This window comes from Helicobacter fennelliae (genome assembly GCF_900451005.1).
GTDB classification, from domain to species: Bacteria; Campylobacterota; Campylobacteria; order Campylobacterales; family Helicobacteraceae; genus Helicobacter_B; species Helicobacter_B fennelliae.
Map to the genome: position 1 here is coordinate 820,889 of NZ_UGIB01000001.1, position 24,445 is coordinate 845,333.

The 24,445-nt window shown below is 30.8% G+C and carries 38 protein-coding genes; 36 read left to right on the plus strand and 2 right to left on the minus strand.

The window, feature by feature from the left end; translation table 11 throughout:
- The first annotated feature begins 9 nt into the window (after positions 1-9).
- The 36 genes from DY109_RS03995 to DY109_RS04155 all read left to right on the plus strand — a co-directional run bounded on the left by DY109_RS03995 (position 10) and on the right by DY109_RS04155 (position 22,202).
- Complete coding sequence (locus DY109_RS03995; protein ID WP_023945985.1) at positions 10-1,872, plus strand: DNA topoisomerase; 1,863 nt, start codon at positions 10-12, stop codon at positions 1,870-1,872.
- Between the two features lie 124 nt (positions 1,873-1,996).
- The gene (locus DY109_RS12435) at positions 1,997-2,209 is read left to right on the plus strand and encodes a hypothetical protein (protein WP_023945984.1); all 213 of its coding nucleotides are present in this window, start codon (positions 1,997-1,999) and stop codon (positions 2,207-2,209) included.
- Positions 2,210-2,421: 212 nt separating this feature from the next.
- Positions 2,422-2,700, plus strand: a complete 279-nt coding sequence (locus DY109_RS04000; protein ID WP_235148496.1) for a YopX family protein — start codon at positions 2,422-2,424, stop codon at positions 2,698-2,700.
- On the plus strand, positions 2,697-2,960 hold the full coding sequence (locus DY109_RS04005; protein ID WP_023945982.1) for a hypothetical protein: 264 nt from the start codon (positions 2,697-2,699) through the stop codon (positions 2,958-2,960). The genes DY109_RS04000 and DY109_RS04005 overlap by 4 nt, the downstream gene beginning before the upstream one ends.
- Positions 2,961-2,979: 19 nt before the next feature.
- Positions 2,980-3,780 (plus strand): hypothetical protein, encoded by an 801-nt coding sequence (locus DY109_RS04010; RefSeq protein WP_051404597.1) that lies wholly within the window; start codon positions 2,980-2,982, stop codon positions 3,778-3,780.
- Positions 3,781-3,785: 5 nt separating this feature from the next.
- On the plus strand, positions 3,786-4,421 hold the full coding sequence (locus tag DY109_RS04015) for a hypothetical protein (RefSeq protein ID WP_023945980.1): 636 nt from the start codon (positions 3,786-3,788) through the stop codon (positions 4,419-4,421).
- Positions 4,422-4,538: 117 nt separating this feature from the next.
- Positions 4,539-5,210, plus strand: a complete 672-nt coding sequence (locus DY109_RS04020) for a TraM recognition domain-containing protein (RefSeq protein WP_023945979.1) — start codon at positions 4,539-4,541, stop codon at positions 5,208-5,210.
- Positions 5,211-5,568: 358 nt separating this feature from the next.
- A complete protein-coding gene (locus DY109_RS04030) occupies positions 5,569-5,967 on the plus strand; it encodes a hypothetical protein (RefSeq protein WP_023945978.1) in 399 nt (132 codons plus the stop codon).
- Positions 5,967-6,311 (plus strand): hypothetical protein, encoded by a 345-nt coding sequence (locus DY109_RS04035; RefSeq protein WP_023945977.1) that lies wholly within the window; start codon positions 5,967-5,969, stop codon positions 6,309-6,311. The genes DY109_RS04030 and DY109_RS04035 overlap by 1 nt, the downstream gene beginning before the upstream one ends.
- A 14-nt stretch (positions 6,312-6,325) precedes the next feature.
- Complete coding sequence (locus DY109_RS04040) at positions 6,326-6,808, plus strand: hypothetical protein (RefSeq protein ID WP_034548951.1); 483 nt, start codon at positions 6,326-6,328, stop codon at positions 6,806-6,808.
- A 110-nt stretch (positions 6,809-6,918) separates the two neighbouring features.
- Complete coding sequence (locus DY109_RS04045) at positions 6,919-7,497, plus strand: hypothetical protein (RefSeq protein WP_023945975.1); 579 nt, start codon at positions 6,919-6,921, stop codon at positions 7,495-7,497.
- A gap of 8 nt (positions 7,498-7,505) precedes the next feature.
- A complete protein-coding gene (locus DY109_RS04050; RefSeq protein ID WP_023945974.1) occupies positions 7,506-7,808 on the plus strand; it encodes a hypothetical protein in 303 nt (100 codons plus the stop codon).
- A gap of 9 nt (positions 7,809-7,817) precedes the next feature.
- Positions 7,818-8,459 carry a hypothetical protein gene (locus DY109_RS04055; protein WP_023945973.1) on the plus strand — a complete coding sequence of 214 codons (642 nt, stop codon included), beginning with the start codon at positions 7,818-7,820 and terminating at the stop codon, positions 8,457-8,459.
- 1 nt (position 8,460) lies between these two features.
- Entirely contained in the window at positions 8,461-8,646 is a 186-nt protein-coding gene (locus DY109_RS04060; RefSeq protein ID WP_023945972.1) for a hypothetical protein, read from the plus strand.
- Positions 8,643-9,407, plus strand: a complete 765-nt coding sequence (locus tag DY109_RS04065) for a hypothetical protein (RefSeq protein WP_023945971.1) — start codon at positions 8,643-8,645, stop codon at positions 9,405-9,407. Before DY109_RS04060 ends, DY109_RS04065 begins: the two co-directional genes overlap by 4 nt.
- 9 nt (positions 9,408-9,416) lie before the next feature.
- Positions 9,417-9,689 (plus strand): hypothetical protein, encoded by a 273-nt coding sequence (locus DY109_RS04070; RefSeq protein WP_023945970.1) that lies wholly within the window; start codon positions 9,417-9,419, stop codon positions 9,687-9,689.
- Positions 9,686-10,618, plus strand: a complete 933-nt coding sequence (locus tag DY109_RS04075) for a hypothetical protein (RefSeq protein WP_023945969.1) — start codon at positions 9,686-9,688, stop codon at positions 10,616-10,618. The genes DY109_RS04070 and DY109_RS04075 overlap by 4 nt, the downstream gene beginning before the upstream one ends.
- A 29-nt stretch (positions 10,619-10,647) precedes the next feature.
- Positions 10,648-11,292, plus strand: a complete 645-nt coding sequence (locus tag DY109_RS04080; RefSeq protein WP_023945968.1) for a hypothetical protein — start codon at positions 10,648-10,650, stop codon at positions 11,290-11,292.
- A 17-nt stretch (positions 11,293-11,309) separates the two neighbouring features.
- Positions 11,310-12,404: a hypothetical protein gene (locus DY109_RS11920; RefSeq protein ID WP_023945967.1), complete on the plus strand. Its 1,095-nt coding sequence runs from the start codon at positions 11,310-11,312 to the stop codon at positions 12,402-12,404.
- A 13-nt stretch (positions 12,405-12,417) separates the two neighbouring features.
- Positions 12,418-13,194: a hypothetical protein gene (locus DY109_RS04085; RefSeq protein ID WP_023945966.1), complete on the plus strand. Its 777-nt coding sequence runs from the start codon at positions 12,418-12,420 to the stop codon at positions 13,192-13,194.
- Entirely contained in the window at positions 13,194-13,652 is a 459-nt protein-coding gene (locus tag DY109_RS04090; protein WP_023945965.1) for a hypothetical protein, read from the plus strand. Before DY109_RS04085 ends, DY109_RS04090 begins: the two co-directional genes overlap by 1 nt.
- Positions 13,653-13,655: 3 nt before the next feature.
- Positions 13,656-14,003, plus strand: coding sequence for a hypothetical protein (locus DY109_RS04095; protein WP_023945964.1), 348 nt, complete (start codon positions 13,656-13,658; stop codon positions 14,001-14,003).
- A gap of 69 nt (positions 14,004-14,072) precedes the next feature.
- Entirely contained in the window at positions 14,073-14,489 is a 417-nt protein-coding gene (locus DY109_RS04100) for a hypothetical protein (RefSeq protein WP_023945963.1), read from the plus strand.
- On the plus strand, positions 14,486-15,049 hold the full coding sequence (locus DY109_RS04105) for a hypothetical protein (RefSeq protein ID WP_023945962.1): 564 nt from the start codon (positions 14,486-14,488) through the stop codon (positions 15,047-15,049). The genes DY109_RS04100 and DY109_RS04105 overlap by 4 nt, the downstream gene beginning before the upstream one ends.
- Positions 15,050-15,057: 8 nt before the next feature.
- On the plus strand, positions 15,058-15,858 hold the full coding sequence (locus DY109_RS04110; protein WP_181894615.1) for a hypothetical protein: 801 nt from the start codon (positions 15,058-15,060) through the stop codon (positions 15,856-15,858).
- The gene (locus tag DY109_RS04115; RefSeq protein WP_023949939.1) at positions 15,855-18,194 is read left to right on the plus strand and encodes an ATP-binding protein; all 2,340 of its coding nucleotides are present in this window, start codon (positions 15,855-15,857) and stop codon (positions 18,192-18,194) included. Before DY109_RS04110 ends, DY109_RS04115 begins: the two co-directional genes overlap by 4 nt.
- Position 18,195: 1 nt before the next feature.
- Positions 18,196-18,735 carry a thermonuclease family protein gene (locus DY109_RS04120; protein WP_023949938.1) on the plus strand — a complete coding sequence of 180 codons (540 nt, stop codon included), beginning with the start codon at positions 18,196-18,198 and terminating at the stop codon, positions 18,733-18,735.
- On the plus strand, positions 18,725-19,324 hold the full coding sequence (locus tag DY109_RS04125; RefSeq protein ID WP_023949937.1) for a hypothetical protein: 600 nt from the start codon (positions 18,725-18,727) through the stop codon (positions 19,322-19,324). The genes DY109_RS04120 and DY109_RS04125 overlap by 11 nt, the downstream gene beginning before the upstream one ends.
- Positions 19,324-19,485 carry a hypothetical protein gene (locus DY109_RS11340; protein WP_158413041.1) on the plus strand — a complete coding sequence of 54 codons (162 nt, stop codon included), beginning with the start codon at positions 19,324-19,326 and terminating at the stop codon, positions 19,483-19,485. Before DY109_RS04125 ends, DY109_RS11340 begins: the two co-directional genes overlap by 1 nt.
- Positions 19,478-20,089 carry a hypothetical protein gene (locus DY109_RS04130; RefSeq protein ID WP_023949935.1) on the plus strand — a complete coding sequence of 204 codons (612 nt, stop codon included), beginning with the start codon at positions 19,478-19,480 and terminating at the stop codon, positions 20,087-20,089. Before DY109_RS11340 ends, DY109_RS04130 begins: the two co-directional genes overlap by 8 nt.
- Before the next feature lie 158 nt (positions 20,090-20,247).
- A complete protein-coding gene (locus tag DY109_RS04135) occupies positions 20,248-20,562 on the plus strand; it encodes a hypothetical protein (protein WP_147291164.1) in 315 nt (104 codons plus the stop codon).
- Between the two features lie 79 nt (positions 20,563-20,641).
- Positions 20,642-20,782 (plus strand): hypothetical protein, encoded by a 141-nt coding sequence (locus DY109_RS11345; protein WP_023949932.1) that lies wholly within the window; start codon positions 20,642-20,644, stop codon positions 20,780-20,782.
- A gap of 25 nt (positions 20,783-20,807) precedes the next feature.
- Positions 20,808-21,047: a hypothetical protein gene (locus DY109_RS04140; protein WP_023949930.1), complete on the plus strand. Its 240-nt coding sequence runs from the start codon at positions 20,808-20,810 to the stop codon at positions 21,045-21,047.
- 12 nt (positions 21,048-21,059) lie between these two features.
- Entirely contained in the window at positions 21,060-21,380 is a 321-nt protein-coding gene (locus DY109_RS04145; protein WP_023949929.1) for a nucleotidyltransferase family protein, read from the plus strand.
- The gene (locus DY109_RS04150; protein ID WP_023949928.1) at positions 21,373-21,759 is read left to right on the plus strand and encodes a HepT-like ribonuclease domain-containing protein; all 387 of its coding nucleotides are present in this window, start codon (positions 21,373-21,375) and stop codon (positions 21,757-21,759) included. The genes DY109_RS04145 and DY109_RS04150 overlap by 8 nt, the downstream gene beginning before the upstream one ends.
- A 32-nt stretch (positions 21,760-21,791) precedes the next feature.
- Entirely contained in the window at positions 21,792-22,202 is a 411-nt protein-coding gene (locus tag DY109_RS04155; protein ID WP_023949927.1) for a hypothetical protein, read from the plus strand.
- 55 nt (positions 22,203-22,257) lie between these two features.
- On the opposite strand, the gene icmH is transcribed toward DY109_RS04155, so the two are convergent.
- Complete coding sequence (gene icmH, locus DY109_RS04160) at positions 22,258-23,034, minus strand: type IVB secretion system protein IcmH/DotU (RefSeq protein WP_023949926.1); 777 nt, start codon at positions 23,032-23,034, stop codon at positions 22,258-22,260.
- Positions 23,035-23,043: 9 nt separating this feature from the next.
- Positions 23,044-24,444 (minus strand): type VI secretion system baseplate subunit TssK, encoded by a 1,401-nt coding sequence (gene tssK / locus DY109_RS04165; protein ID WP_023949925.1) that lies wholly within the window; start codon positions 24,442-24,444, stop codon positions 23,044-23,046.
- Between the last annotated feature and the right edge of the window lies 1 nt (position 24,445).

A 24,445-nucleotide genomic window follows, 5' to 3' on the forward strand; every position in this document is an offset into this window, starting at 1 on the left:
GAGAAAGTTATGAGACTCTTCATTGCCGAAAAACCTGAACTTGGACGCTCTATTGCTGAAGCAATACAAGGAACACAAGAAAATAAACAAGGCTATATTGTCAAAGGGGATTCTCTTATCACTTGGGCTTTTGGACATATCCTAAAACTTGCAGAACCTGAAACTTACAATCCAACCTATGAAAAATGGAATCTTAACGCTTTACCTCTTAATTTGCCTTATCCTCTTAGGAGAATCCCGATTCATAATGCACAATCTCAACTTAAAACGATTATAGGATTAATCAATAAAAACGAAGTTACACAGATAATCCATTGTGGCGATGCTGATGAGGAGGGACAGATTCTCATGGATGAGATTTTAGAATATACAAAAACAAACAAACCCATTTTAAGATGTTTGATTAATGATATTACTCCCAAAGCCATACAAAAAGCAATGTCTTGTATGCAAAGTAATAGCAACTTTAAAGGTTTAAGCGAAAGTGGCTTTGCAAGAAGTGAGGCAGATTTTATCGTGGGGCTAAATGCTACACGACTTTATACACTTTTAAACCAAAGAAATGGAGGGCAAGGCGTTGTAAGTGTAGGTAGAGTGCAAACTCCTATTTTAGCTTTAATTGTAAATAGGGAACTAGAGAATAAAAACCATAAGAGTTTAGAGTATTTTTCTATTAATGGAGATTTTTGCATTCAAGATTCTATGATAAAAGCCCCCCTAAAGATTGAAAAAGAGGAAAGAATCACAGAGGAATCCCAAGCTTTTAATATTAAAAATCTTTGCGAGGGACAAGAAGCGAGTTTAACGATTACAAAAGAGGAGAAAAAAGAATATCCACCGCTTCCTTTTAATCTTTTGGAGTTACAAGCAGAATGCTCTAGGCTTTTTGGTTATTCGCCCGATAAGGTTTTAGAAAAAACACAGAGCCTAAGAGAGAAACACAAAGCCATCTCTTATAACCGAAGTGATTGCCAATATTTACCCGAGAATCTTTTTGCAGAATCCCCACAGATTATAGAATGTCTCAAAGCAAACTTTAAAGAGGATATAGGACAACACAATGCAAATACAAGCATTAAATCTAAAGCCTTTGATGATTCTAAACTTTCAGCCCATTATGGAATTATTCCTTTGCAGACCAAACTTAATTTAGATAATCTTGATAATGCAGAGCTAACAATTTATCAATTAATTGCAAAAAGATTCTTAATGCAATTCTATCCCCCTTGTCTTTATCAGAGTTTCAAGTTTAGTTTTCAAGTTAAGGGCTATATTTTTGAAACAACCAAACGACAAGATGTAGATTTAGGATTCAAAGCCACTTTTGAAAAGGAAGTAGAACCTAACAAAGAAAGCTTAGATTTTAATACCCTTTTAGATTCTAAAGTTGCAACTGCTCAAAGTGTTTCTTTGTCCAAAGAAAAGACAAAACCAAGACCGCTTTATACAATGACAACCTTACTAAAAGATTTAAATCAAGTCTCTAAATATGTAAAAGATGAAAAGATTAAAAAACTTCTCTTAGAAAAAGATAAAGATAAAAAGGGAGAGAGTGGAGGCATAGGCACACCTGCTACAAGAAGCAATCATATTAAAACACTTATTGAGAGAGAATATATCAGTGTGAGCAAGGATAAAAAACAAAACATTAAAGTGTTGCCTAAAGGGTTTAAGTTAATAGAGAATCTCCCGCAAATGCTAAGTGGAGTAGATATGACTGCTCTTTGGTATGAACAACAAAAAGAGATTCAAAAACAAACTTTAAGTAGAGAGGAGTTTTTAAAGGGCATTCATACCTTTATCTTAAATTTAATCCAAGAAAACAAGGAAAGTAAAATGAGTTTTAATCAAGCAGAAGCAAAAACAAATTAAATGTCCTAAATGTGAGAATGGAATCCTAAGAGAGATAAATGGAAAGTTTGGCAAATTCTTTTCTTGCTCCAACTATCAAAGCGGTTGTGATTTTAAAACAAAAAGCATTAATGGCAAACCTGATTTGAATCCACAACCCAAACAAGAAGCACAAACAAGTGAATACCAATGCCCACAATGCAAAAAAGGATTCCTGATTAAAAAAGAGGGAATCTCTAAGAAAACAAACAAGCCTTATACTTGGTATGGTTGCAGTGAATGGAGGAATGGTTGTAAGTTTAGTTGCTTTGAGAAAGAGGGGAAACCTAATTTAGAGGGAAATAATGCGGGCGGTTGAACTTATAGAAAAAAACAAAGACAAAAGAAAACAAATAAAAGGAGGCAGTAGATGAAACCGCAAGACATTGACTTTAGGATTTGGAATAGGTTGCGAGAGATTATTTAAAAGACCACTCATTCGTAAATGAAGGGTATCGTTCCGAAATTAACTTTTGTATAGGGCAAGGAAAAGTCTTTGCAATCGATGATGAAGACGAAGTAGTTGATATAATAAAAGATTACGATGTAGAATTTTACACAGGTTTTAAAGATAGCAATGGCGATAAAATCTATGAGGGAGATATAGTAGATACAGGTGATTTTAGAGATGTTGTAAAGTTTGAAAAAAGTATGGGGTGGATATTACAAAAAACACTAGACCGCTTAGATGATTATCAGGATTGGCAACTTAAAGTCATAGGTAACATACACGAAGATAAAAATCCTAATGAGGATTCCATAGAGCAAAATGAACCAAGCAATACCAATAAGACAAGGAGAATGCGATGAAAATCTTTAAGATTCTTTTATATTGTTTTCTCCTTACAAGTTTTTCTTATGGAGCAGCTGCAAGTGTAGCAGTTAATGCAATGAATACATCAATATTAACTTTTTATGCTACAACGCAACAACAGAATAATCAGATAGAAAAATACCTTAATTTAGAAAAAAGAGTTCTATTAGAGGACAAAAAAGGCATATTTCTAGCTAAACAGAGAAATGAATTGCTTTTAAATTCTTTGCACATTGAAGTTACCAATGAAAAATAATTTAAATAAAGGAGTGAAAGTGAAGTTAGTAAAGTTTGTAGTTAAATTAGGGTTGGGACTAGGAATAGTAGCTTTAGTTTTTAATGCGTGTTCTGATAAAACAACTCAAAAAAAGCTTGAGTTTTTAAATAACTTGGGAGAGAGCAAATTAAGCTTTAGTGAAAATGAAAAGATAGAGCGAATCAAGGCTTTTTATAGGGAAAAATTGCATAACATTGAGGATTTAAAGATTGATTTTGTAGAGAAAATTAAGGCAAATGGCGATTTAGAGTTTGATGCCTATGTGTTTGATTTTAGTGTCAATGGGGAAAGTCAAAAAGAGATTTTATTTGTCAAGGATAATTTTTTCTTCAGTGATTTTGCAAGTATGGAAACTCTTAGCACGAGTAAAGAAAAGGCAATCAAAATTTTAGAAAAAGAAGCAAATGCTCGTATTATAGAAGCTTTAGAAGAAGATAAAGATTTTATTATTACTCTTGGAAGCGGTAAAAAAGAAGAGTTTATTTTTAGCGACCCCTTATGTTCATTTTGCAAGGAACATTTAGCAAAAATTGATAATAGTTATCTTAAAAGCCATACTTTACACTTTATTTTTGTAAGCGTTCACGGAGAAGCTGGGTTTGATAGGGCAAATTTGATTTATGAAAATATCCAAAAAGCACAAAATGATATAGAAAAGTTAGAGATTATTAAAAATTATTATGAAGATAATATCAATCAAGAACCACTCTTTGCACAAAAGTCTTTGGATTTAAAAATACTTTTTGATAAATATGCAAATTTAGGCTTAAAATATGTGCCTTATATAATTGAAAAGTGAAATATATGGATTTAGGAACTTCTAGCACTCAACTCATTGCAACAGCTTTTACTTTTGGGCTGTCCGCTTTGGCTTTTGCTTATTTGCCTTTTATTTTTGTGCTTGTTAATGGACTTGTAAAGGCAAATGGAGGACACAATGCACATTCAAGCTCAATTCTTAGTATTTTTATTTTTGCTTTTGCTGTGCATTTTATCTCTTGCATATTTTTTATGATGGGTATAAAAATGCTTGATATTTTAGGGGCTTTATATCAAAACAATTATTTGCAAGACAAAATCTTTCCTATTTTTTGGGCTAGGGGAGAAACGAGTGTTTTTTCCTTAGCAAATGCGAGTGGGAGTATAGAGGATAAGGGTGCATACCTACAACTTTATATTGTGCAAACTATTTCAGATTGGTTGGAATTAGTAGGAGTTTGGGTAGTATTTTTTACCGCTTTTGCGTATGCAACGATTCAGACAAAAAGAGATGTGATGCAATTTAATGTTGTGAATTTTCTTGTATGGCTTATCATTGCTAATATCGTTGGGTATTTCGTGTATTTTCTGTGGGCAAAAATTGCAACTTTAGCACTTTTTATTCCAGATTCTGATTTGGTAAAAAGAATCGTAGAGAGCTATAAAGAGCTAGTTTCTTAAAAATAAAGGAGTGTAAAATGTTTATTTTTATCTTGTTTGCCATTATTACCTTTATGTTTTACCTTAAAAGTAAATTTGGCAATGAAAATGAAGAGATACTCACAATGATAACTTACAATGGATTCTGATACTACGCCTAAAGAATTAGGACGATTGATTCTAGGATTGATTAAAGGAGTAGCCGCTCAAAAGGCAAAATTTGCAAAAGAACCAAAGATTCCCTTTGCGTGTTTCTTAGATGAATTAGGAAGTTATGTCATAGAGGGATTTGGGAGATTAGAATCCAAAAGTAGAAGTCTTGGAATCTCTATTTTTCCATTTTTTCAAAGTCCAGCCCAAATTGATGTCGTTGCAAAAAATGATTATGAAAGAAAGGAAATCATAGATGTAACAGGTGTGCATATTTTAATGAAAAATATGCACCCTGAAACCACAGAATTTTATGCCAAAATGGTAGAGAAAATCAAAGTGATGAGTAGAGACTTTGTGAAGCGAAGAGATTTTGCAAAAGGACAAGGCGCAGTAGAGGATACTTATAAAGTAGAGGAAAAAGATGCGATAGAACACAATGAAGTGGTTAATATGAATAATGGAGAAATGATAATCTTTGCTAATGGTAAATTACATAGAGCCATTGCTCAAGCAGAATCCTCATTGCTTTCAATGGGCAAGAAAACAACTTATCAAGGTATGAGTGATGAGAAAATCCCTTTAACGCAATATGTGAGCAAGAGGGAGTTTTTTAACAAAGTGAGCAATATTCTAAACGAACTTCAAAATGTAGGATAAAAAATATTAAGAATAGAAAGGCAGATACCATTCCATTTTAAAAATTTGTTTAAATACCAATTTATTAATGACTACCAATATAATATCTATGTAACATAAAAGAGCAATGATTAACACGATAAGTGTTAGAATCTTAAAAACTCTATTTTCTATGATATAAGTGCTAACATAAAAGAACCATACTGCTACTAAAGCAGGAGCAAAAAAAACAAACATTTTTCAATCCTTCAAATAAGATTTCAGTATTATACAAAAAATTTTAAATCCTCTCATTTGAGAGTTTTTAAGTTTATTTTTATTTTTTAATTTCTCTCTTTTTCTATACTTCTTTAACTTTTTACAACAAAGGAGTATAGAAATGTTAATGTTAAGGAACATTGTAAAAATCTTATTGGTGCTTGGAATTTTTGCAAGCTTTGGCTTAGGTGCTAATGAATTTAGTGATGCTGAAAACATTGTAAGCTCTGCTTCAACTTCAGGAAAATCAGTGCTTGGAGAAGGTATTAAATGGGCAACTGCTGTTTTTTTACCTCTTGTTTGTCTTGTCGCTGGTATGGTTATGGGTTATTCACAACAAAAGAAAAAAGCAGAGCAGGACCAAAATACTAACAAAATTTATTTTGTAACAGTGATTGCTGGACTTGTAGGATTTTTTGTTTATATCCTTATTGCTACGATTATTTCAAAAATGCTTTTTGGGGATACTTCTTATTTATTTAATGTTATTACAACATTTTGGAAAAATGCGGTTATCTAATGAGATTTTTCACTCAAGTTTTATTTTTATGTTTTTCTGCTTCTTATGCGTATTGTGCTTGTGCCAAGATTCATTGTCCAAGCACAATTGCAAAAGGTTTTGAAAAAGTAGCAGAATCTACTTTGAATGCTAGTTATAAAAGTGTTGATAGTGCATTAAAGAGTGTCAAAAATCAATATGATGATTTACTAGAGAATCTTAAAGAAAGCAATAAGAAACTAGAACTTGCCATCAAGCTTAATCAGCATAAGCTCTTAAAAGAAAAAGAACTCGTGTTTTTACTCAAGCAGTTTAATTCGCTGCAAGGAATACAAAATGGCATCAGAGCTGAAAATTTCAAATAAAAATGGATAGGACAATGAACAAAAAATTAGTATTGCGAACAGCTAAATTTCCTTATTTCTTTTGGAGTTTTAATAGGGCTTATACTTGTGAATTGGATTTTGCAAACCATACCTATAAAAACTTAGATAAAAAGACACGCTATGTTTTTAGAGATTTTAATCCTTATGTCTTTTTATCTTTGAAATATTTACCTATTCTTTTAGTCTTTTATTTTTGTTTTAGTATGTATGACTTTAGCTTTAATAAAAATACAATAGTTGCTTATGTTTTAGCTTTTATTCTCACTTTGAGCGTAAATTTCTTAGAGAATTTAGCAAGAAAATTTACAAGTGCAATCATTTTATTACTTTCTTTTGGCATCGGGTTTTTTATGGAAAATTATTTTTTAGTTGCTTATGTTTTAAAGTATTTTTTATTGATTTGTGTGTTTTTGATTTTTTATTTAGATTTAGGATTTAAACCTTTTAGTCTGATAGAAAATAATAAAGTCATTTAGAACCAAAAAATTTCATTGCTCCAACGCAGCAAGAATTAGTCCAACAACAAGCACAAGGTGGCAAACAAGAGGATTTAAGTGATTTAAAGACAAATGAGTTTTACTTAAATTTGACTTCTGAAGATATTAAAAATGTGCAAAATAAAGATAAAGAAATAAGAGAGGCTTTTGATGGATTTTCTCAAAAAGAAATTAATTATAAGCCTGTAATTCGTCCAATAGCTAGTATGGATTCTATTTCCTTACATCCTTATTTTACCTTTTCTTTGCTTTTACCAGCTGGAAGTATTATAAGTCATATTGATTCTTCTTCTGCAATGGCTGTCTTAAAGTATGAAAATAATGCAGTAATGATTCGTCCTAATGCAGATTTCAAAGTAGCAAACATTACCATATTGTATAAGCTTGGTGATAAAAACCATATTCTCAATGTTTTAGCTACATTTTATGAAAAAAATAAAGAACTTGATAAGCTTAATCTTGTTTATGCTTATGAAAATACGCCAAAGCTAGATGATTTAGCTGTAATTGAAGCTTATGTGCGAGAACACAACTCATTGCCAAGACAAAAATATTCTTACATTCAAATTAATGATATTTCTTATCGCATTGTGGAAGATAAAGAATATGGCAATGTATTTATTGACAATAAGAAATATCGTGTGGATAACAACACAATCTATAAATAGGAAAGAAAATGGATAAACAACAAGAACTATTATCTGTTAGCGAGAATTTTGTAAATCTTATTTTTGTTTTACAAAAAGAAGTAGGGAGTTTAAAACAAGAGAATAAGGACCTCATACGAGATTTAGAAATTTTAAAATCTTGCATTGAGATTTTAAGCACACATATAAATGTTTTAGAACAGAGAAATAAGGGATTTAGCGACCGCTTTAAACTTGGGATATTTAAAACTAAAAGTATCAATGAGGATTTAAAGCGAGAGTTAAGTCAATTAAAAGCTACCAAAGAATTTTTTATTCTAAATGACGATTAAGGAGCAACAATGGAATCACTAAAAGCAATTTTGTCAGATGTTACAAATGCAATAAAAACAAGAAATTTTAAGAATCTAAATCCCCATTCCAAAAGGATTTTAATCTTAAGTATTATCGTTATTGTATTATTTTTTCTAAGTTTGTGGTTAATGAGAGATAGTAGTAGCCAAACACAAATTAATAAAGAAATTTCCCAATCTTATGAAGAGACGCAAAAGGAAAATACAGGTGAATATGTTCCTCCAAAAATTGATATTTCAAAAAATAATGAGCAAAAGCAAGAGACAAAAGAAAATTCCAATGTTGCTACTCCCCCTCAACCTATTAATCCATTTGTAGCGCAAGATAAGGACAAAGAGCAATTTTCAAATATTCCAGATTTAAGTGGGCAGAATCTTTCTCAACAGGAACAAGAAGAAGTCATCAATCAAATTGCCAAAACACAAAAACCAAGCGATATGATAGCTTTTCTTAAAGAGGCACAAAGTAAATTTGACTTTCTTAAGACACAAAAGCGGTTTAAATATGATTTAAAAAATTATCAAATAGGAGACATTTTTTTATGGTGGGAAATTGAAGAGATTACACCTGTATATATACGTTTTAAAGATGAAGACTATTCTTATAATTTAAGATTTTTGGAGGATTAATATGGAAGTACTGAATTTAGCAGATTTAATTGCAGAGTTTAAAGCACTAGCAAATACTTTAAGGGCAAGATTGGCAAAAATTGAGAACGCAATTAATGCTCTTGAAGACATTGAAGAAGAAAATGCAGAGATTCTCACGAATGTGCAACAGATAGAAAAACATATTTCAAAAAGGAATGCACTATGAAAAAAATAATTTTACTAGGTTTTTTAGCAATCAGTCTTGCTTTTGGTGCGAAAATGAATATAGAAATTTATGAGCCAAACTCTAAAAATTTTAGAGATGGTTTTGAGGCTGGCATTAAGGCATTAGATTTTCAGGCAAAAACTGATGGTTTTCAGCAGAAGCTTATAGTAATTAATAAACCTTATTTGCTCGTCTTTGATATTAAAAATACTCCTTTCCACGAAGCATTATTTTTGCAAATTATTAGTGCAAGGGAAGGATTTGATACACATTTTACGAAAGAATTTATAAGTCTTGGGGAGTTTGAGCGGGATATTGATGCTAAAGATGCAAAAGAATTGATGATAAGAAAATACAGGTTAAATCCCAATGATTTAAAGATTCTGACTAACCAAAGTAGCATCGTTACTTATCCTTTTCTTTTCCATAATTTTTATAAGAATATTTTAAATGAAGTTCAAAAATTGGGATATGTAATTAAAACAGAAGTGGCATATACAAATAAAATACAGATAAATACGCCCAAAAGAACAACTCCAACAAAAGTGATAAGCAAAAAAATTGTTTTCAAGAATCCTAGAGCTATGGGATATATTTTACAAGGAGATTTTAAATCTTCCTCAAGTTTTGTAGAAAAAGGCTTACTCAAAGCAACAGACTATGAGTTTGAAAAAAGTATTACGACAGATGAGGGAGAGATTTTTGTAAAAGTCAAAGAACAAAATCTTTATTTTCCAAATTCTGATGTTAGTATAAAATAGGGAGAGAAAATGAAAAATATAAAGGTGTTTATTTCGGCTATCCCTCTTGCATTTTTGTTTATTGCTTGCAGTGGAAAAGTGCAAACAAATAAGATTCCTAATGAAACAAAATATTATCTTCCTAAAGGTGCTAAAACATCGGATAAAGTAGCCTTAGATTCTAAGGAGTTGCAGAGTTATTCTCTTACTTTGGAAGAATTTTTTAAAAGAAATGTCAAAGCTGATGAAGAAAAGAAACAAGATATTTATCAAACAGGGATTAAGAGGGGATATTTTCAATGAGAAGGTTATTTTTCGCACTTCTTTTCTTTGGTTTTCATAATCTTCTTGCAAATGCAAGTGATGAAGCGAATAATATTATTAAAAGCGCAAGCGAGGGAAGAGAAGTTATTGTAGAAAACAATGCAGAAGAAGAGAAAGCACAACACAAGAATGATAAGTTATTTTATAATGAGGTTATATTAAATTGGCATTATTCATTTCAAAAAGAAAATAAAAGATTTAACGAAGCGGTAGGTAAAAGTGCTGAAAACTCCCTTGTGAAAAATGTTAGTGCAAGTGAAGATAAAGCTAAGGATAATCAAAGCACAAATGAAAAATTAGCTGTAATAAAAGGATATTGTTTTATTACAGATGAAATTAATGTTGGCAAACAACCAAGCTCTCTAAGAACAGAGTGTCAAACAAACTATGGTGCAGTTACACTCTTTGGGAATCTTATTAATCTTAATGAGAAAGCAAGCCTCGTTTTAGATGCGAAATACATTGAGAAAGATGGCTATCGCTTTGAAGTTGTTTCTAGCATTGTTACAAACGAAGAAAAAACAAGTTATAACATTGCAACTTTTGTAAATGATAGAAAGATTACACAAGTTGGTTTAGAAAGCTTATCGCAAGCAAGCACTGAAGTAAAAACTTATACAAATCAATATCTTAAAGCCCTAGAACAATCTAAAACTAGACAAGATGTTGTTTATACTACCACAGCAAATGGCTCAAATGCCTATGTAACACCTACTACAACTACAAATACGCAAGCACCAGACCCGCTCAATTATTTAGCAATAGCAGGCACAAATATCATTACTTCAGCAGTTAAAAGCACAGCAGACATCTTCAAAAAAGATTTGCCTTATCTTTACCAAATTGTAGGCAAAAGCAAAATTTGGATTGATTTGCAAGTGAAAGAAGAGGGAGAATATGTCAAATGAAACGATACATAATATTTAAGGAGGAAATAATGAGTAAATTAAGTAGGGGTTTTGCAAGTCTTGTAATATTTGCAAATTGTGTTTTCGCAAGTGGTGGCACAAGCACAGAAGACTTTTTCTACCAAAGAGGTTATGAAGTAGGTTTTTCTAATGGATTTGAGGAGGGTGTTAAGCAGGCAATGGCAGAATCTAAAAAAATGTTAGAGCTTTATGGCAATGAACTCAAAGCCTATGAAATAGGAAAATATCTTATTAAAACACAAAATCTTACCTACCCTCAAGTATGGCAAGAGCTTGATGAAAGTAGCGGTATGGTAAAGCTTAGAATTATCCCCTCACGCATAGAAAAAGAGCTTAATGTTGATGAACTATTTAGTAAATTTACCCAAATTCCAACAATGAACTCTTTAACGCAAAATAAAGCAAAACTAAGTTTAGAAGAAAAGAATAGCGTATATCTTTCAAATAGGGATTCCAATATTAATGCTTTGCCTCAAAGTGTTAATAGTGCTAGTAATCAGCATACTTTAAATGTGAAAAAGACATCTAAGAATTTAGATATTTTAAAACGAGCTAATGTTGTTTTTAGTGATGAGGGAGAAACTTATAATGTGCTTTTCTTTACAAATATAGAAAAACAGGATTTTTGTAAGCAATATGAGATTTGTAAGTGAGTTGAAAGGAGTTTTCAATGTTTTTAATTAAAAGAGTTTGGGTATTAGCTTTAGGTATTGCTTTCTTTTGTGGCAATGTGAATGCAGTTAATATCAATAGTATAGCTGGTGGAGCTTTAAATTCTGCACTTTCAAGTTTAGATTCTAAATTTGATAATCTCTTTAGTAATTCTGTTAATTTTGCTAATGCCTGTTTTAATACAGATTTTAAATTAGGTGTTGATACCACAGATATTTGTGCCTTAGCTTCAAAACTTGATGGTGTTAAAGTCAATGCGTGTAGCGTTTTTGGCGGAAACTATAATGTAGGATTAAGTGGTTTTAGAAGGCTATGCAATACCCAACAAAAAGAATTTAATGATTATGCTTCAAAGGGTGCAGTAAATTTTGCAGAGTGGGCGATGTTGCAAGAGGATAAAACAAGCACAAATTTCACAGCCAAACTTCCAAATGGAATGGACTTAAATACCTTTAATAGAACTTGGGATATTGATAATATTTTAAAAGATAATTCAGCGACAAACATTGTTGGAAATTACCTCAAAGATGGGAAAATGAAAGAGTTATCATTGCTTATGGATTATTCCAAAAGCTATGGCTCAAAAACCAATCCATCAGAGATTAAAGTTGAAGATATAAAAGCACCACAGGATTTGAATGCTTATAGGCAAAGCATTGATGAAAGTGTTAAGAATCATAGAGCTATTTTAAAAAGCGCGAATCCCACCCAAAGTGCAACTTTAGCAAGAACTAAGCTCTCTAAAAATTCCACAGCCGATATGAGAGAATTAACTAATCAACTAAAAAGTGAATATGATAATGCCAAGATTGCGGAAATTGGTAATACCCTAGCTATTAATGATTATAAAAAGTTAGCCATTCCTACACAAGAATATGTTAATTCTTTAAGGAGTGATTTAAAAATCAGTGCCATTGCTCAAATTAGAAAGCAACAAGCCACAGAAGTTGCGCTTATCACTCAAATAGAAGAAAAGTGGGAGAAAAAATATAATCTTGCTAAATTATTGATTGATAAAGAATCCATTTTAGCCCAAAAATTTGATGAGGTAAGTGCCAAAAAAGAAATAGAAAAGATAGCCAATGGAATCTAACAAGGAACAAAATATGGAGAAGCCTAAAGAGACAAAAACAATAAAAAAAGAATCTCTAAATTTTAAATGTGAGCAATTCTTTGGTAAAAATTGGAAATATGTTGCTTCTTTTTTAGGAATTGCTATTTTAGTTGGAGCGTATGAATTAAATAGCATAAGCCAAAGAATGCAAAAACTTGAACAAGTTGTCTTAGAAAACAATGAAAAAGTTGTTTTAACAACAAGTGATGGTAGGGCAATCAAAGTTACTAAAGAACCTTTAAAAGCGGAATATTTGAAGCAATTTGCAGTTAGCACCTATGTGAATAATTTTATTGTCTCACGCTCTCAACTCACTAATAACTTTCAGCAATCGCAATTTAAAGATTATGGGGAAGTAATGGATAATGTTCCTCAAATTAGAAACATTTTAATAAATTTTATAGATTATAAAAATGATGAGGAAAAAAATATACAAATCAATCAAATTGCAGTAGGAGATTTAAGAGCTTATGTTCAATGGCTGATTTCTGCAACTGCGCAGGATAAATTACCCGAATATATGGCAATTAAAGATTATAGTGTTGAAAAGTATGAATACACAGGTAATAAATTTAGCATTGAAATTATTATTAAAATAGTTGCACAGAGCTACATTCTAAGTGAGAATGCTTATAAACAGCAACAAGGAAATTTTAAAATTGTAAGTGAGGGAAGTTTTGATTTGGGAAAATCAAGTGATATTAATCCCTATGGTATGCGTATAGAAAAGCTCAAAATTGAACCAATTACAAAGACAAAGGGGAATTAATGGACTATTATCAAAAAGTAGAAAAACTCAACGAACAATTAACAGAGCTTACACTTGCTTTGCAAAAAGAGGTTAAGGAACTTAAAGAGGATACCCTTGTTAATGCTCAACATATCAAAGTGCTAAAACAAAAAAATATAAAAAATTTAGGTGTTGTTAATGATAAGCTTAAAGAACATATTGATGCGACTGCTGATTTAGCTGAAGATTTGGGGCAAATGAGTGAAGAAAAAGAAAACAACAATTATGCAAGTTTTTTAAAAAGCCTATTGGAATCTGATTTCAAAGCCTTACAAAGTGAAATGTTAGAAGAAAGCAAAAGAGAAATTTTGAATGCAAAAACTTCAAACAATACAAAAGGTAGTTTCAGTTTTGGAATCATCTTTAATATCCTTAGTTTAGTAAGCTTTGTGCTTATTGTTTTTATCTCGGTGAAATATAAGCTATTTTTTGGATAAGCAATGAAAAAACTATTATTCATTATTAGCATTTTTGTTTTTGCGCCAAATCTATATTGTGCGATTCCTCCCTGCTCTTTTATTATAGATTCTGGCTCTAAAGAAGCTTATGGAGACTTGGACAATTTTTTAGAAGAAGAGAACAATAAAATTAAATCTTATTGGGAAAATGAAATTGGGCGAGTAATTGAGGAAATCAAAAAACAAAGCGAGGAAAGAGAAAAGCAACTAAAGATTCTTAAAAATTTAGAAAAAGAAAGGCTTTTTGCAAACAAAGAAATAGAATTTTTATTAAAACAGGAAAGCGAACTTTTAGGCAATGAAGCAAATATTGAATCGGAGGTGAAATAATGGAATAAGCAGGATTATTAAAATAAGTGCGGCTTGTGGTTATGATAAAACAATAAAAAAGGAAGCAAAATGAATTACAAAAATAAAGAAACTTTGATTCAAAGTTTTAATGGGAATATTGACCAAGTTTATTTTTCACATCTAAACAAAAAAGCAAAAATACAATTTTTAGCGGACAAAAACGAAAAGCTAGATAAAGAAGTTGATAAATTTAGTGGAGCGTTGAAGCTTAATATATGTGGTGCTTTGAACTTAATTGAAAGACTTACAAAAATTTTAAAGAAAGAGTTTAAAAAAAGAGATAAAAAAGTCTTTAAAGAGTTTAGCAAAAAGCTTAAAGCACAACAGAGGCTAAACATCAATGAAGAAGTGCTAAATAAAGTTGAGATTCCAGATAGAGAGATACTTCATTACTTTGCTGATTTGCATTTTATTATTGATAGGTTAGAACAAAGCAATACCAATAAGACAAGGAGAATGAAATGAATACAATCAACTTAAACCAAGAAGAGCAAAAAGAGCTTAAAGGTCTCTATGCAAAGCTAAGCAATCTCTATAAAGAGAGAGCAAAACTAGAAGTGCTTAAAAAAGATAGAGAAGAAAATCTTAAAGAAGAAATAGCAAGTGCTTGCAATATTATCAACAAACAAGGAGAAACGCAAAGCTCAAAAGTCAAAATGCCTTTGGTAAATGCCATTTTAGATGAGCTTTATAGAGATAAGCCTAACAAAGAGGAAATCAAAGCAAGCACTATGGAAGATTATAAGCTTGCTATTAACAATAAAGAAGTCAATGAAGATTGCATTAAGAGCTACATAAGCAGCGATGAGAGCATTAAGGAAAATAATGATTCTATCAAGGAAGTCTATAAAGAAAGCTCAATTCTTTCTAAAGAGATTTTAGACGCACTGAATGCTCTATTAAAAGATGAATATAAGCTTCATTTGAATGATGAGCTTGTAAAGGGAGGATATGAAATCAAAGAAACAAAAGGTAAAGAAGAGCTATTAGAACTTAAAGAGCTAATAAAGAAGTTGGTAGGATAAAAACAGCAATGAGTGATAAAGAATTAGAACAAGAAATCCTAGCTTTAGAAAATGAAGTCAAAAGACTAGAAGATTCTACTAAAGAGATTATTCAATCTATCAAAGAAAGAATCCAAAATCTTAAAGACATTGCTTGGGAGAGAGAATCCAAAAAAGAAAGCAGCAAGATGTATAAAGTGCTAGAGAATGATAAGCCCAGCACTATTGTAAGAAGCAATGTTGGAGATGTGGTTGTAGATAGGGAGTTTATGGAAAAAGAAATACACAAACATCTTGATAATCCAGCATTAAGAGGAATGGTAACCACAGAAGAAATGCTCCCTTATCCTAAAGTAGCTAAGAATGTGGAGGCTGAAATAGATAAAAAGCATAAAAACTTTACTTGGAAAGTAAAAGCTGATGATGAAAGTATATTGGCTTATGGAAGCAGAGAATATATGAAAGATGATAAAGAAATTAATAGGCTTTTAACTGCTCATAGTAAAGCAGAATCAAATGAAAGAATGGCGGAAGTGGATAGGCGTGGTCATCCCTATCATTCCATATTTAACGACTTCAATTTTCGCAAATCCGCCAACAATGAAAGTATAACACAAAATGATTACATTATTCCACAAGAGAGAAATATATTTAACGAAAAAGACATTAAGAAAATATCTCTTGATGAAAGACTAACCTTATTACAATCTAATCAACAAGAGATTGCTAATCTCCCAAGAGCAAGTGAAGTTTCAATCAAAGAGGAAGAAGATACAAAGCATAATAACAAGTTAGATGAGGTAAAACATATCAAAAGGATTAAGCAATGAATTTAGCCTTAATGACTTTAGTAGGAGCAAGTGCTTTTGCGCTCTATCAAGGAGCGAAAAAGCAAGATAATAAAGGTAATTATTTCTTGGAAAAAATTGCAAGACCCTTTCATAATCTTTTCATAGAATATCACTCTAATTCTTTATTTCATATTGATTATATTAAAGAAGACCATATCATTTGCAATACTCCTTATGAAAAGCTCTTTGGCATAGAGATTTTAAGCAATGAGAATATACAAAATTTTTTACATAAGGAAGTGATAGAATCTTTAATAAGAGATAATAAAGATAATGAAGATGCTTTTTTATACTATGTTTTACATAAACAAGGAAAATTTCAAAAGCAATATATTTTCTCCCATAATAAAATCATTGTAAAGACTCTAGCCGATTATTTTGATGTGCAGCTTTTAAGTGGATTAGAATTAACCAATGCTCTTTATAATCAACTCTTGCAAAATAGCTTTTTTATTGAAAATAAACAACTCAAACAAAGCCTTGAAATCCATAAAGACACACTAGAGGCTGAACCTGAATTTGTAATGTTTAAACGCCTTGCTAAACAAGCTATTGCTAAAAACTACAAGCAAATAGATATTTATCAAGCATTTAAACATTTAGAAATCAATGAAAGCAATATTCAACAATTATTCAAACTCAATTTTGAGGGTTCTATTTGGTTTTATATAGATATTGCCACTAAACATATCCAAAACCATATTACGAGGCTTTTAAACTATGCTAAACTCGTTGGAGATAAAAAGCCTTTTATTGAATTGCAACAAGCTTATAATGCTAAAGAATGTGATTTAGCTATAATTAATGCTATTGCTTATTTAAAAGATTATGATGATGAAATTATAGGAAATTTAGGTAGTTCTCTTAAAACAAGTTTTATAAATAAAGAGCTTTTGCGTAGTGCGCATTTGCAAAAGAATCTTATTAAATTTAGAGATAGCGATTTTGATTTCCTTGTAAAAAGCGATTATTTGTATCATTTTATTGCTTCAGTGCATAAAAGAAACACAAGTAAGCCTGATATTTATGGCGTAGATAAGAATGGCGCATTCATAAATTATTCTTTTTCTAAAGAAAATGATAATCCTCATCTATGTCTTATTGCAAAGCCCGGTTCAGGTAAAAGTGTGAGCAAACAAAAGATAATGGCTCAAATGATAGGGCTTGACTTTAGCAATGGAGAATGCTCACATCTTGGTAAAGAAGCTGGGCAAACTAGAATTAGAAGTTATGATATAGGATTCTCTGATGAGAAGTTCATCACTTTGCTTAAAAATAATCCACACAATAAAGTTGCCCATATAGAATCTGCTTTTTCTAGCTTTGCTTATAATATTGTTAATCTCCCAGACCCTGAAAAAAATGCAGAGATTTTTGAAGCAGATATGCAATTTAATATAGACTTAGCAAGTGTTATCCTTGAAACTCAAAATGCACAAGCTTTAAGTATTAATGAAATGGCATATTTTAAAGAGATTTTGAGAAAAGTATATAGAACAAAAGAATATCAGAGATATAGAGTTAGGGACCTAGAGACAAAAAATAAGGAAAGTCATCAAAAGCTTTTAAACTTAGGTTATGACAACACAACATTTTTACAAGATATTAAAGAGAGCGAGTTTGCCTATCTCAAAGTGCCAAAGCTAATTGATATAGTTAAATTCGCTAGAAAAGAGGGGCAAAATATGCAACTCAAAGAAAGTGATAGAGCTGATTATATAGAATTAGCACGAAAGCTTGATGCGATTGAAAAGCTAGATTTATTTAGTGAGTTTGATAAAATTAATATTGATGATGTAGATGTGCTTTCAATGGATTTAAATAACTTCAAAGAATCTAGTCTCTTTACTCCTATCTTTTTAAGTATCTTTCAAAAAGTGTATCTTAAAGATAGAGAATATGCACTCTCTTGTAAAAGAGCCAATCGCCCAGCCCCTAAACTTTTTTATGCCATAGAAGAAGCAAAGAACTATTTTGTCGTGCCCTATTTTACAAGAATGCTTGAAAAGGTAGCCTTAGAAGCTAGAAAATACAATGTGCATTTGTGTTTTGTAGTGCAAAATGCAGAACATATCCCGATAGGAATTTTAAAGAATTTAGATACAAGAATCTTTCTATTAAGACCTGATAAAAAGTTAGAAGTGATTAATGAAGCAAAAAATAACTTAGAGATTCCAAAAAATGTAGAAATAGGACTTTTAAATACTGATAAACACGAACTTTGTGTATGGTATAGCAGTGGAGTATTTCATTTGAAATTTGAAATTGATGAAAATGAAATGAAAGTCTTTAGCACAAATCCAAATGAGGTGTAAAATGAAATTTATAAAGAGCAAAATTAAGAAAAAATACATTTTAACATTTTGCTTGATTATTCTTGGCGTAATTATTAGCCAATTTAGCAATTTTAATCTTACCTATCTTATGCCAAGTAAAGAAGTGCAAGGAAGTATTATTAAGGTTTATGATGGCGATACTCTAACAATACTTCATAATGGAGAGAAGTTTAAAGTAAGGCTTTATGGCATTGATGCACCAGAATCTAACCAAAGCTATGGCAAAGAGGCTACATCTCATCTTTTAACTCTTTGCCCCATAGGAAGTAATGCCACACTTAAAATCAAAGATAAAGATAAATACAACAGAATTGTAGCCATAGTCTTTTGCAATGATATTGATGTCAATGCAAACTTAGTAGAAAATGGTTTTGCTTGGGCCTATAAAGAATATTCTAATGCTTACACTCATTTAGAAATAAAGGCAAGATTAGCTCATAAAGGCTTATGGAAAGATTCCAATCCTATAAAACCGAGTGTGTTTAGGAAGCAACCTAGAGGAAAGAATAATGAACCTTAAAAGCTTTGCACAAAAATTTAAGGACATTAGTAAAGAATTACAAAAAGAAACAAGAGGAATCTATAATGTAACTTTTAATGATAAGAATGCTACGCCTATTAATTTAGAACCTGATTTACTAGAAGAATTGATTGAAAGCACAATTAAAGAAGCTATTATAATGTATATGAAAGGATTTCACGATTACAGAAGAGACAAAGGCTTGGGTGCAGAACATATTAAAATCCATTTAGAAAAAGGGAGCGAGGGAGAAGTTAATATAGAAGAGCTTTTAAATCTTGGAAATTCTTTGAGAGAATATCTAAAAAACTTCAATGAACCTTTTATTGACAGCGATGGTAGAAAAATCTATGAATGGAAAAATGATAAAGGGGTAAGGTTTAGAGCTGTAAGCGATTGTATATCACAAAAAGTATTAGAAAAAATCAATCAAATGGGAGGGAGTCAGCTTCCACTTTCCCCATTTGAAAACACTATTATAACCTTTTACTCTGATAGAAACTTTAATGAAAGAATGGAATTTAAGAGTCCCAAAGTCAAGGAATATTATGAGAATAAAAACAATACATCAAAAGTAAGGAGAAAATAATGAAAAAAGTATTATTGATAATATTGTTAAGTTGTGGAATTTCAATGGCAAATACTACCACAGGAGTAAGCATTGAGGCAAAAATATTTTCAAACCCTAATGATAAAATTATTAATGGAGGTGCTTGTTCTTGGGAATGTAGAGATGTGAATAGTGGCTAAAATTATAGGGTTTGATTTTAAAAGCGGAACGACATATTGTAAAGCTTTTAATGACAACAATTTGGACCAAGATTTGGGCGTTGATGCAAGTCGTATTAACACAGCTTGTGCTTTAAAACCTAATATAGAATCAGAGTATAATCAAATTATTGGAGGTAACGCTTCTAGTTACAACAGCAAGAGAGAAAGCTCCATTGCCTATGTTCAAAATGATAAGCATATTAACCTCACAACATTTCTTACTTCTCTAGTAACGCTCAATCCCAATATAATAGATAGAGAACAGACAAAACTTTTAGGAGAGATTAAATTAAAAAATGGCTTGGATTTCCATAGTGTGCAAACCATTACTCAAGGTCGTATGGTTGAAATGTCTATCCTAGACTCAAAGTGGCAAGGAATTAAAAATGATGCACAATATATGGCAAATGCCTTTAAAGATTGGTTCAGCGAAGAAAAACCAGCTTTATCTAGTCATACAACAAGCTATGAAAAAACCTCTGCTACTGATGGCTTTAATAAAAGCAATATGGCTTATTTTTCTGACCTTTTTTGGCTCATGAAAAGATTTATCAACATTTACAGATTCTACTTTTTGTCTTAGTAGGAGGATTTTTCGTAACTCAAATTGGTGCGAATAAGCTTCAAGCGTATTTGGAGAATAGAGGAGAGAGTAGCGCAAAAGAACCTTATTTGCATAAATTTTATATCCCATTACTAATGGTTGGAACATTTTTTATGCCAATTCCTGAAGCAAATGGAATGGCTCATTCTACAATCGTTCAAAATGTGATTCGTAGTTTTACAATGATTAATGAATTGTTTATATTTCTATCAGTAGAGCAATTTAGCGGAATTGAAACAAGTTGGTATAATTTTCATACAAATTTTATAACAGGAGCTATAACAGGACTTTTAATGATTTTTGGCACACTTGCTTCAGGTTATATTATGTGGAAACTCATTGTTTCAGGACCTGCTTGGACACTCTCTTTAGTTGGAATTGATGGCAAGCAAGATGATGTCATAGCAAGTGGTATAGAATCTAATTTAGCAAAAAGAGCCTTTGTGGCTTAAAACTTAATAATTCTTAAGTTTTAAGTTGCGTTTTTTTGGTAAAATAACTACTTTTATTTTTGAAAAGTAGAGGTGTTGTATGATAAATATAAAGCAGTTGAAGCTATTAGCAAGTGCAGTGGTATTATTGTTATTTGTAGGTTGCACAAGCCATTATGGCAATCAAACTCTTGCCAAAAAAAGCCCAGCGGACTTAAAAAAAAGAGCTTGTAAAGGGTAAAACTACAAAAGCGCAAGTTGTAGAAATGTATGGAAAGCCTGAACAAACAAGTTTTGAGGACAATGGCGATGAGGTTATTTTATATAGCTATTCAGAGGGTGATTTTGATGCAACTAATTTAGTGCCTGTTGTTGGGACCTATATTGCAAAAGATGAAGTGAGAATGAAATACATTTATATAATTTTTAACAAAAAGGGAATTCTTAAAAACTACACGATTACCGAAATGGCACAGCAAACAGGTAGAAAAGGCATAAGTTTTTAGAGGAGCAAAAAAGTGTTTAAACTCACAAAGGAAATCATCTTAGAATATCTTAGCAGCATCAAAGAAGAACTAAATCAAGATGGTATTGTAGAGATAGGGCTTTTTGGTAGCTATGCAAAAGATAAGGCAGACCTTGCAAGTGATATAGACATAGTGATTTGCTCAAGTGAATCATTTTTAAAAAAGTTTAGAGGTTTTGAGAGTGTAATTTACTTAGATGATTTACGACAGAAAATAATGAAACATTTTAAGATTCAAGTAGATATTTGTGATACTTTTTCTATGAATGAAGAGAGAAAGAAAAATCTTTTAGAGAATGCAATTTATGTGTAGCGAAGAGAATATAAAAAAATTGCGTGATATAAAAGAAAGAATCGCATATATTCTTGAACTTTGTAATGAAATAGGCATAGTCAAAGCCCTTAAAGATGTCAAGGAGAAACAACCTGCTATTGTAATGCACCTTATTGTCATTAATGAAAATCTCCAAAAGTTGCAAGATAGTTTTGATATAAATATGGCAGACATTTTTACCAAAGAGGATATTAGGGGGCTAAAAGCGATTAGAAACATTGCCTCACACGATTATGAGGGATTAAATTTAGAGATTATAGAAGATGTAATTAGATTTAAACTACCCCCTATTCAGGAAAAGATTAATGAGTTTTTAGCAAATACCAGCTCTAAAATTAAAAAATATTCTCGTAAATAATATTTAAATTTTATACAAAGAAAAGGTTTTTTATGAAAGAAAATGAAATAGAATCTTATGAAATAGAAAATGATATAAGATATGATGAAGAATTTAGAAGCTTTCTTAAAAAGGTTCTTGGTGTTTTATGGACTTTGTGTATTGTTGGTATCTTTGTAGGTGGAGATTTGGAAGGCAGCAAAGGACTATTAAGCTATTTTGTTAATCTAACATTATTGCCTATTACTACAATACCTATTTGGTTTATTTTTGGTAAATGGAAGTTTGTGGCTATACCACTTAGTATTTCCTTATTTTTGGCTTCTATGGCTCTAGCAGGTGCGATACCAGATAATAAATATATAGTTGTAGGGGTTATGATTCTTTCTTTGATTGGTATTACAGGAACTCTCTTGATAGCTTTGATAAGAGCTGTTTGGAGCTTGATTAAAAAAAGGAAATAAATAAAACAACTTGCAGGATTAGGAACTAGAAACGAACACAGCAATAAAAAGTTTCTTAATCTGAATGATTGTTGATAATTCCATTTACATTATTTTGTATTCGTATGTTATTAACTTCAAGGTCAAATACAGTATAGACAAAAACTCCTACAACGATACATAGAGGCAAAGCAATTAAAATTTTTTTAAGATACATTCTTTGAAAATTTTGCCAAAAACTCTCCTTGATAATTCCATCATAAGCTTTTGTAAAAGCTAGTTCTTCATCAACATCATCATATAATGGTATGAGGGAAGAAGCGATATTATTGCAAAAAAACAAAATTCTTTCTTCCACATCTTTATTATTTGAGTATTTGCCTTTGTAGCCCAATACAAGGCAGGCATAAATAAATTCTAAAAAATCTTTATTTTTTGCGGGATTATTAAGCCAAGAAGATGTTATATCATAAAAATTATCTCCCCCTAAAGTTTCGTCAAATAAACGCACTGTTAGGGTATTATTTGCCCAAGAGCTATTAATAAAAAGCTCATTTTTCATTAACATCTCATCAATAAAAACACAAAGGCAATATCTAAGCCTAATAATATCTTTTTCATCATATTCTTTTAAAACACTAAGTTTAGAACTCCAAGTTAAAATATCATTGACAATTTTTTCTCTAAGGGATTCTATGGTGCTTGTATCAAGTAAGGTTACTTTAGATAGTCTAAAAGAGAGTAAAAGAAGTTCCAAACAATAATCAACAACTTTATTGTTTTTAAGACCGCTTAAATCAGAACTTAAAAGTAAGCTAAATTCTTGTGTCTCTGCATTTGATTGTTTTTGCATTTTATTTCCTTAAAATACTGCCCACATTTTTATATCAGGATTCTTAATATTATGAGTAAGGTAAATACTTATTGCGTTTTCTCCTTTAAAATGTTTAAATAATTCATCTTTTTTATCTAGTTTATAATAAATATAGCCATTTAAATAAGGGATAGCCGAAGGAATATTTGGAATTTGGATAACATTTAATCCTTTAAGTTGGGTGGCTACTATATTTTTGATTTTACTCTGCGTATGAATTTTGCTTTGTGTTTTAAAATTTTTTAGTAAATATTCGTGATTAACATCAGCATTAATGGCTAAGAAAAGTTCGGCTTCTTCCAAAATTCCAGCATTATCAAATAACAAATCATAGAAACCATTGCTATTATCTATAAGTTTTGCCATTGAATATCTCGGAGAAGTAATTTTAGCAAATAGAATCTTTATGTTGTTGATTAAAGGGAAGAAAGTTTCATTTAAATTATCGTGTTGGTAAGCAATAAACTCTAAAAAGGAATTTTCAACACCAAATGCTCCAAGTTCACCCTGAAACTCAATAAGCTTTTCATATAAATACTCGGGATGTAATTTGTCTTTATGGATTAGGCAAGAAAAAATTAAAAACCATTTTTTAAGAAGATTTAAAGATAAATAAGTGCTGAAATCCAAAGTATTTTTTGTTTGGTCAATGCCTTTAAAGATTTCCCAAAGTATTTCTTTATGTTGTTTGATAGAATATAATGTTTCTTCTAAAAAAGACTTGACAATAGAAACTTTATTGATATTAATACATGTAGGAATAAAATTTTCTTCAAGCTCTATTTTTTTGTTTGAATCTATATTTTTAATTTTGGCAATAGGAATCTCAAGTTCATCAGGTGTTGCATTGCCTAAAATTCCAAGTTTCAGTCTCAAGCTCGCAAGGGTTAAACTGATTTTTTCTTGGGTAAAAGTTGCATTTTGTAAATCTCTTTCATCCTCTAATAATTCTTTTGAAATACCTATATTATGGTTATCATCATAAGTTCTTGAGGCGATAATACTTCTTAGGGCTAGATATTTAGAATTAGGAAAATTATTTTGTAGAGCGACATCAGCAATGCTAGCAGAACCCAAAGGAATTTTTAATACTATAACTGAATTTTCTAATGATTCGTAATTGATTTCTAAAGCTTCTGGCAATAAATCTTGTTCTGGAGCGTTAAAAATACTTCCATCTTTAGCTATCCCAGAAATTTTTTCTAATGCAATTTTACCTTGTATAAGCATTTCATCAGAGAACTTTAAATTAATAATTCCATAAAGGTTACTTAATATTTTAATAGTTTTTAAATCTATATTTCTTTGAAAATATCTTTCTTGTTGTTCAAAATGAATTTTATCAATATTTAAGCCATTAAACCAAGCAACTTTTAGTTGATTTGCCATA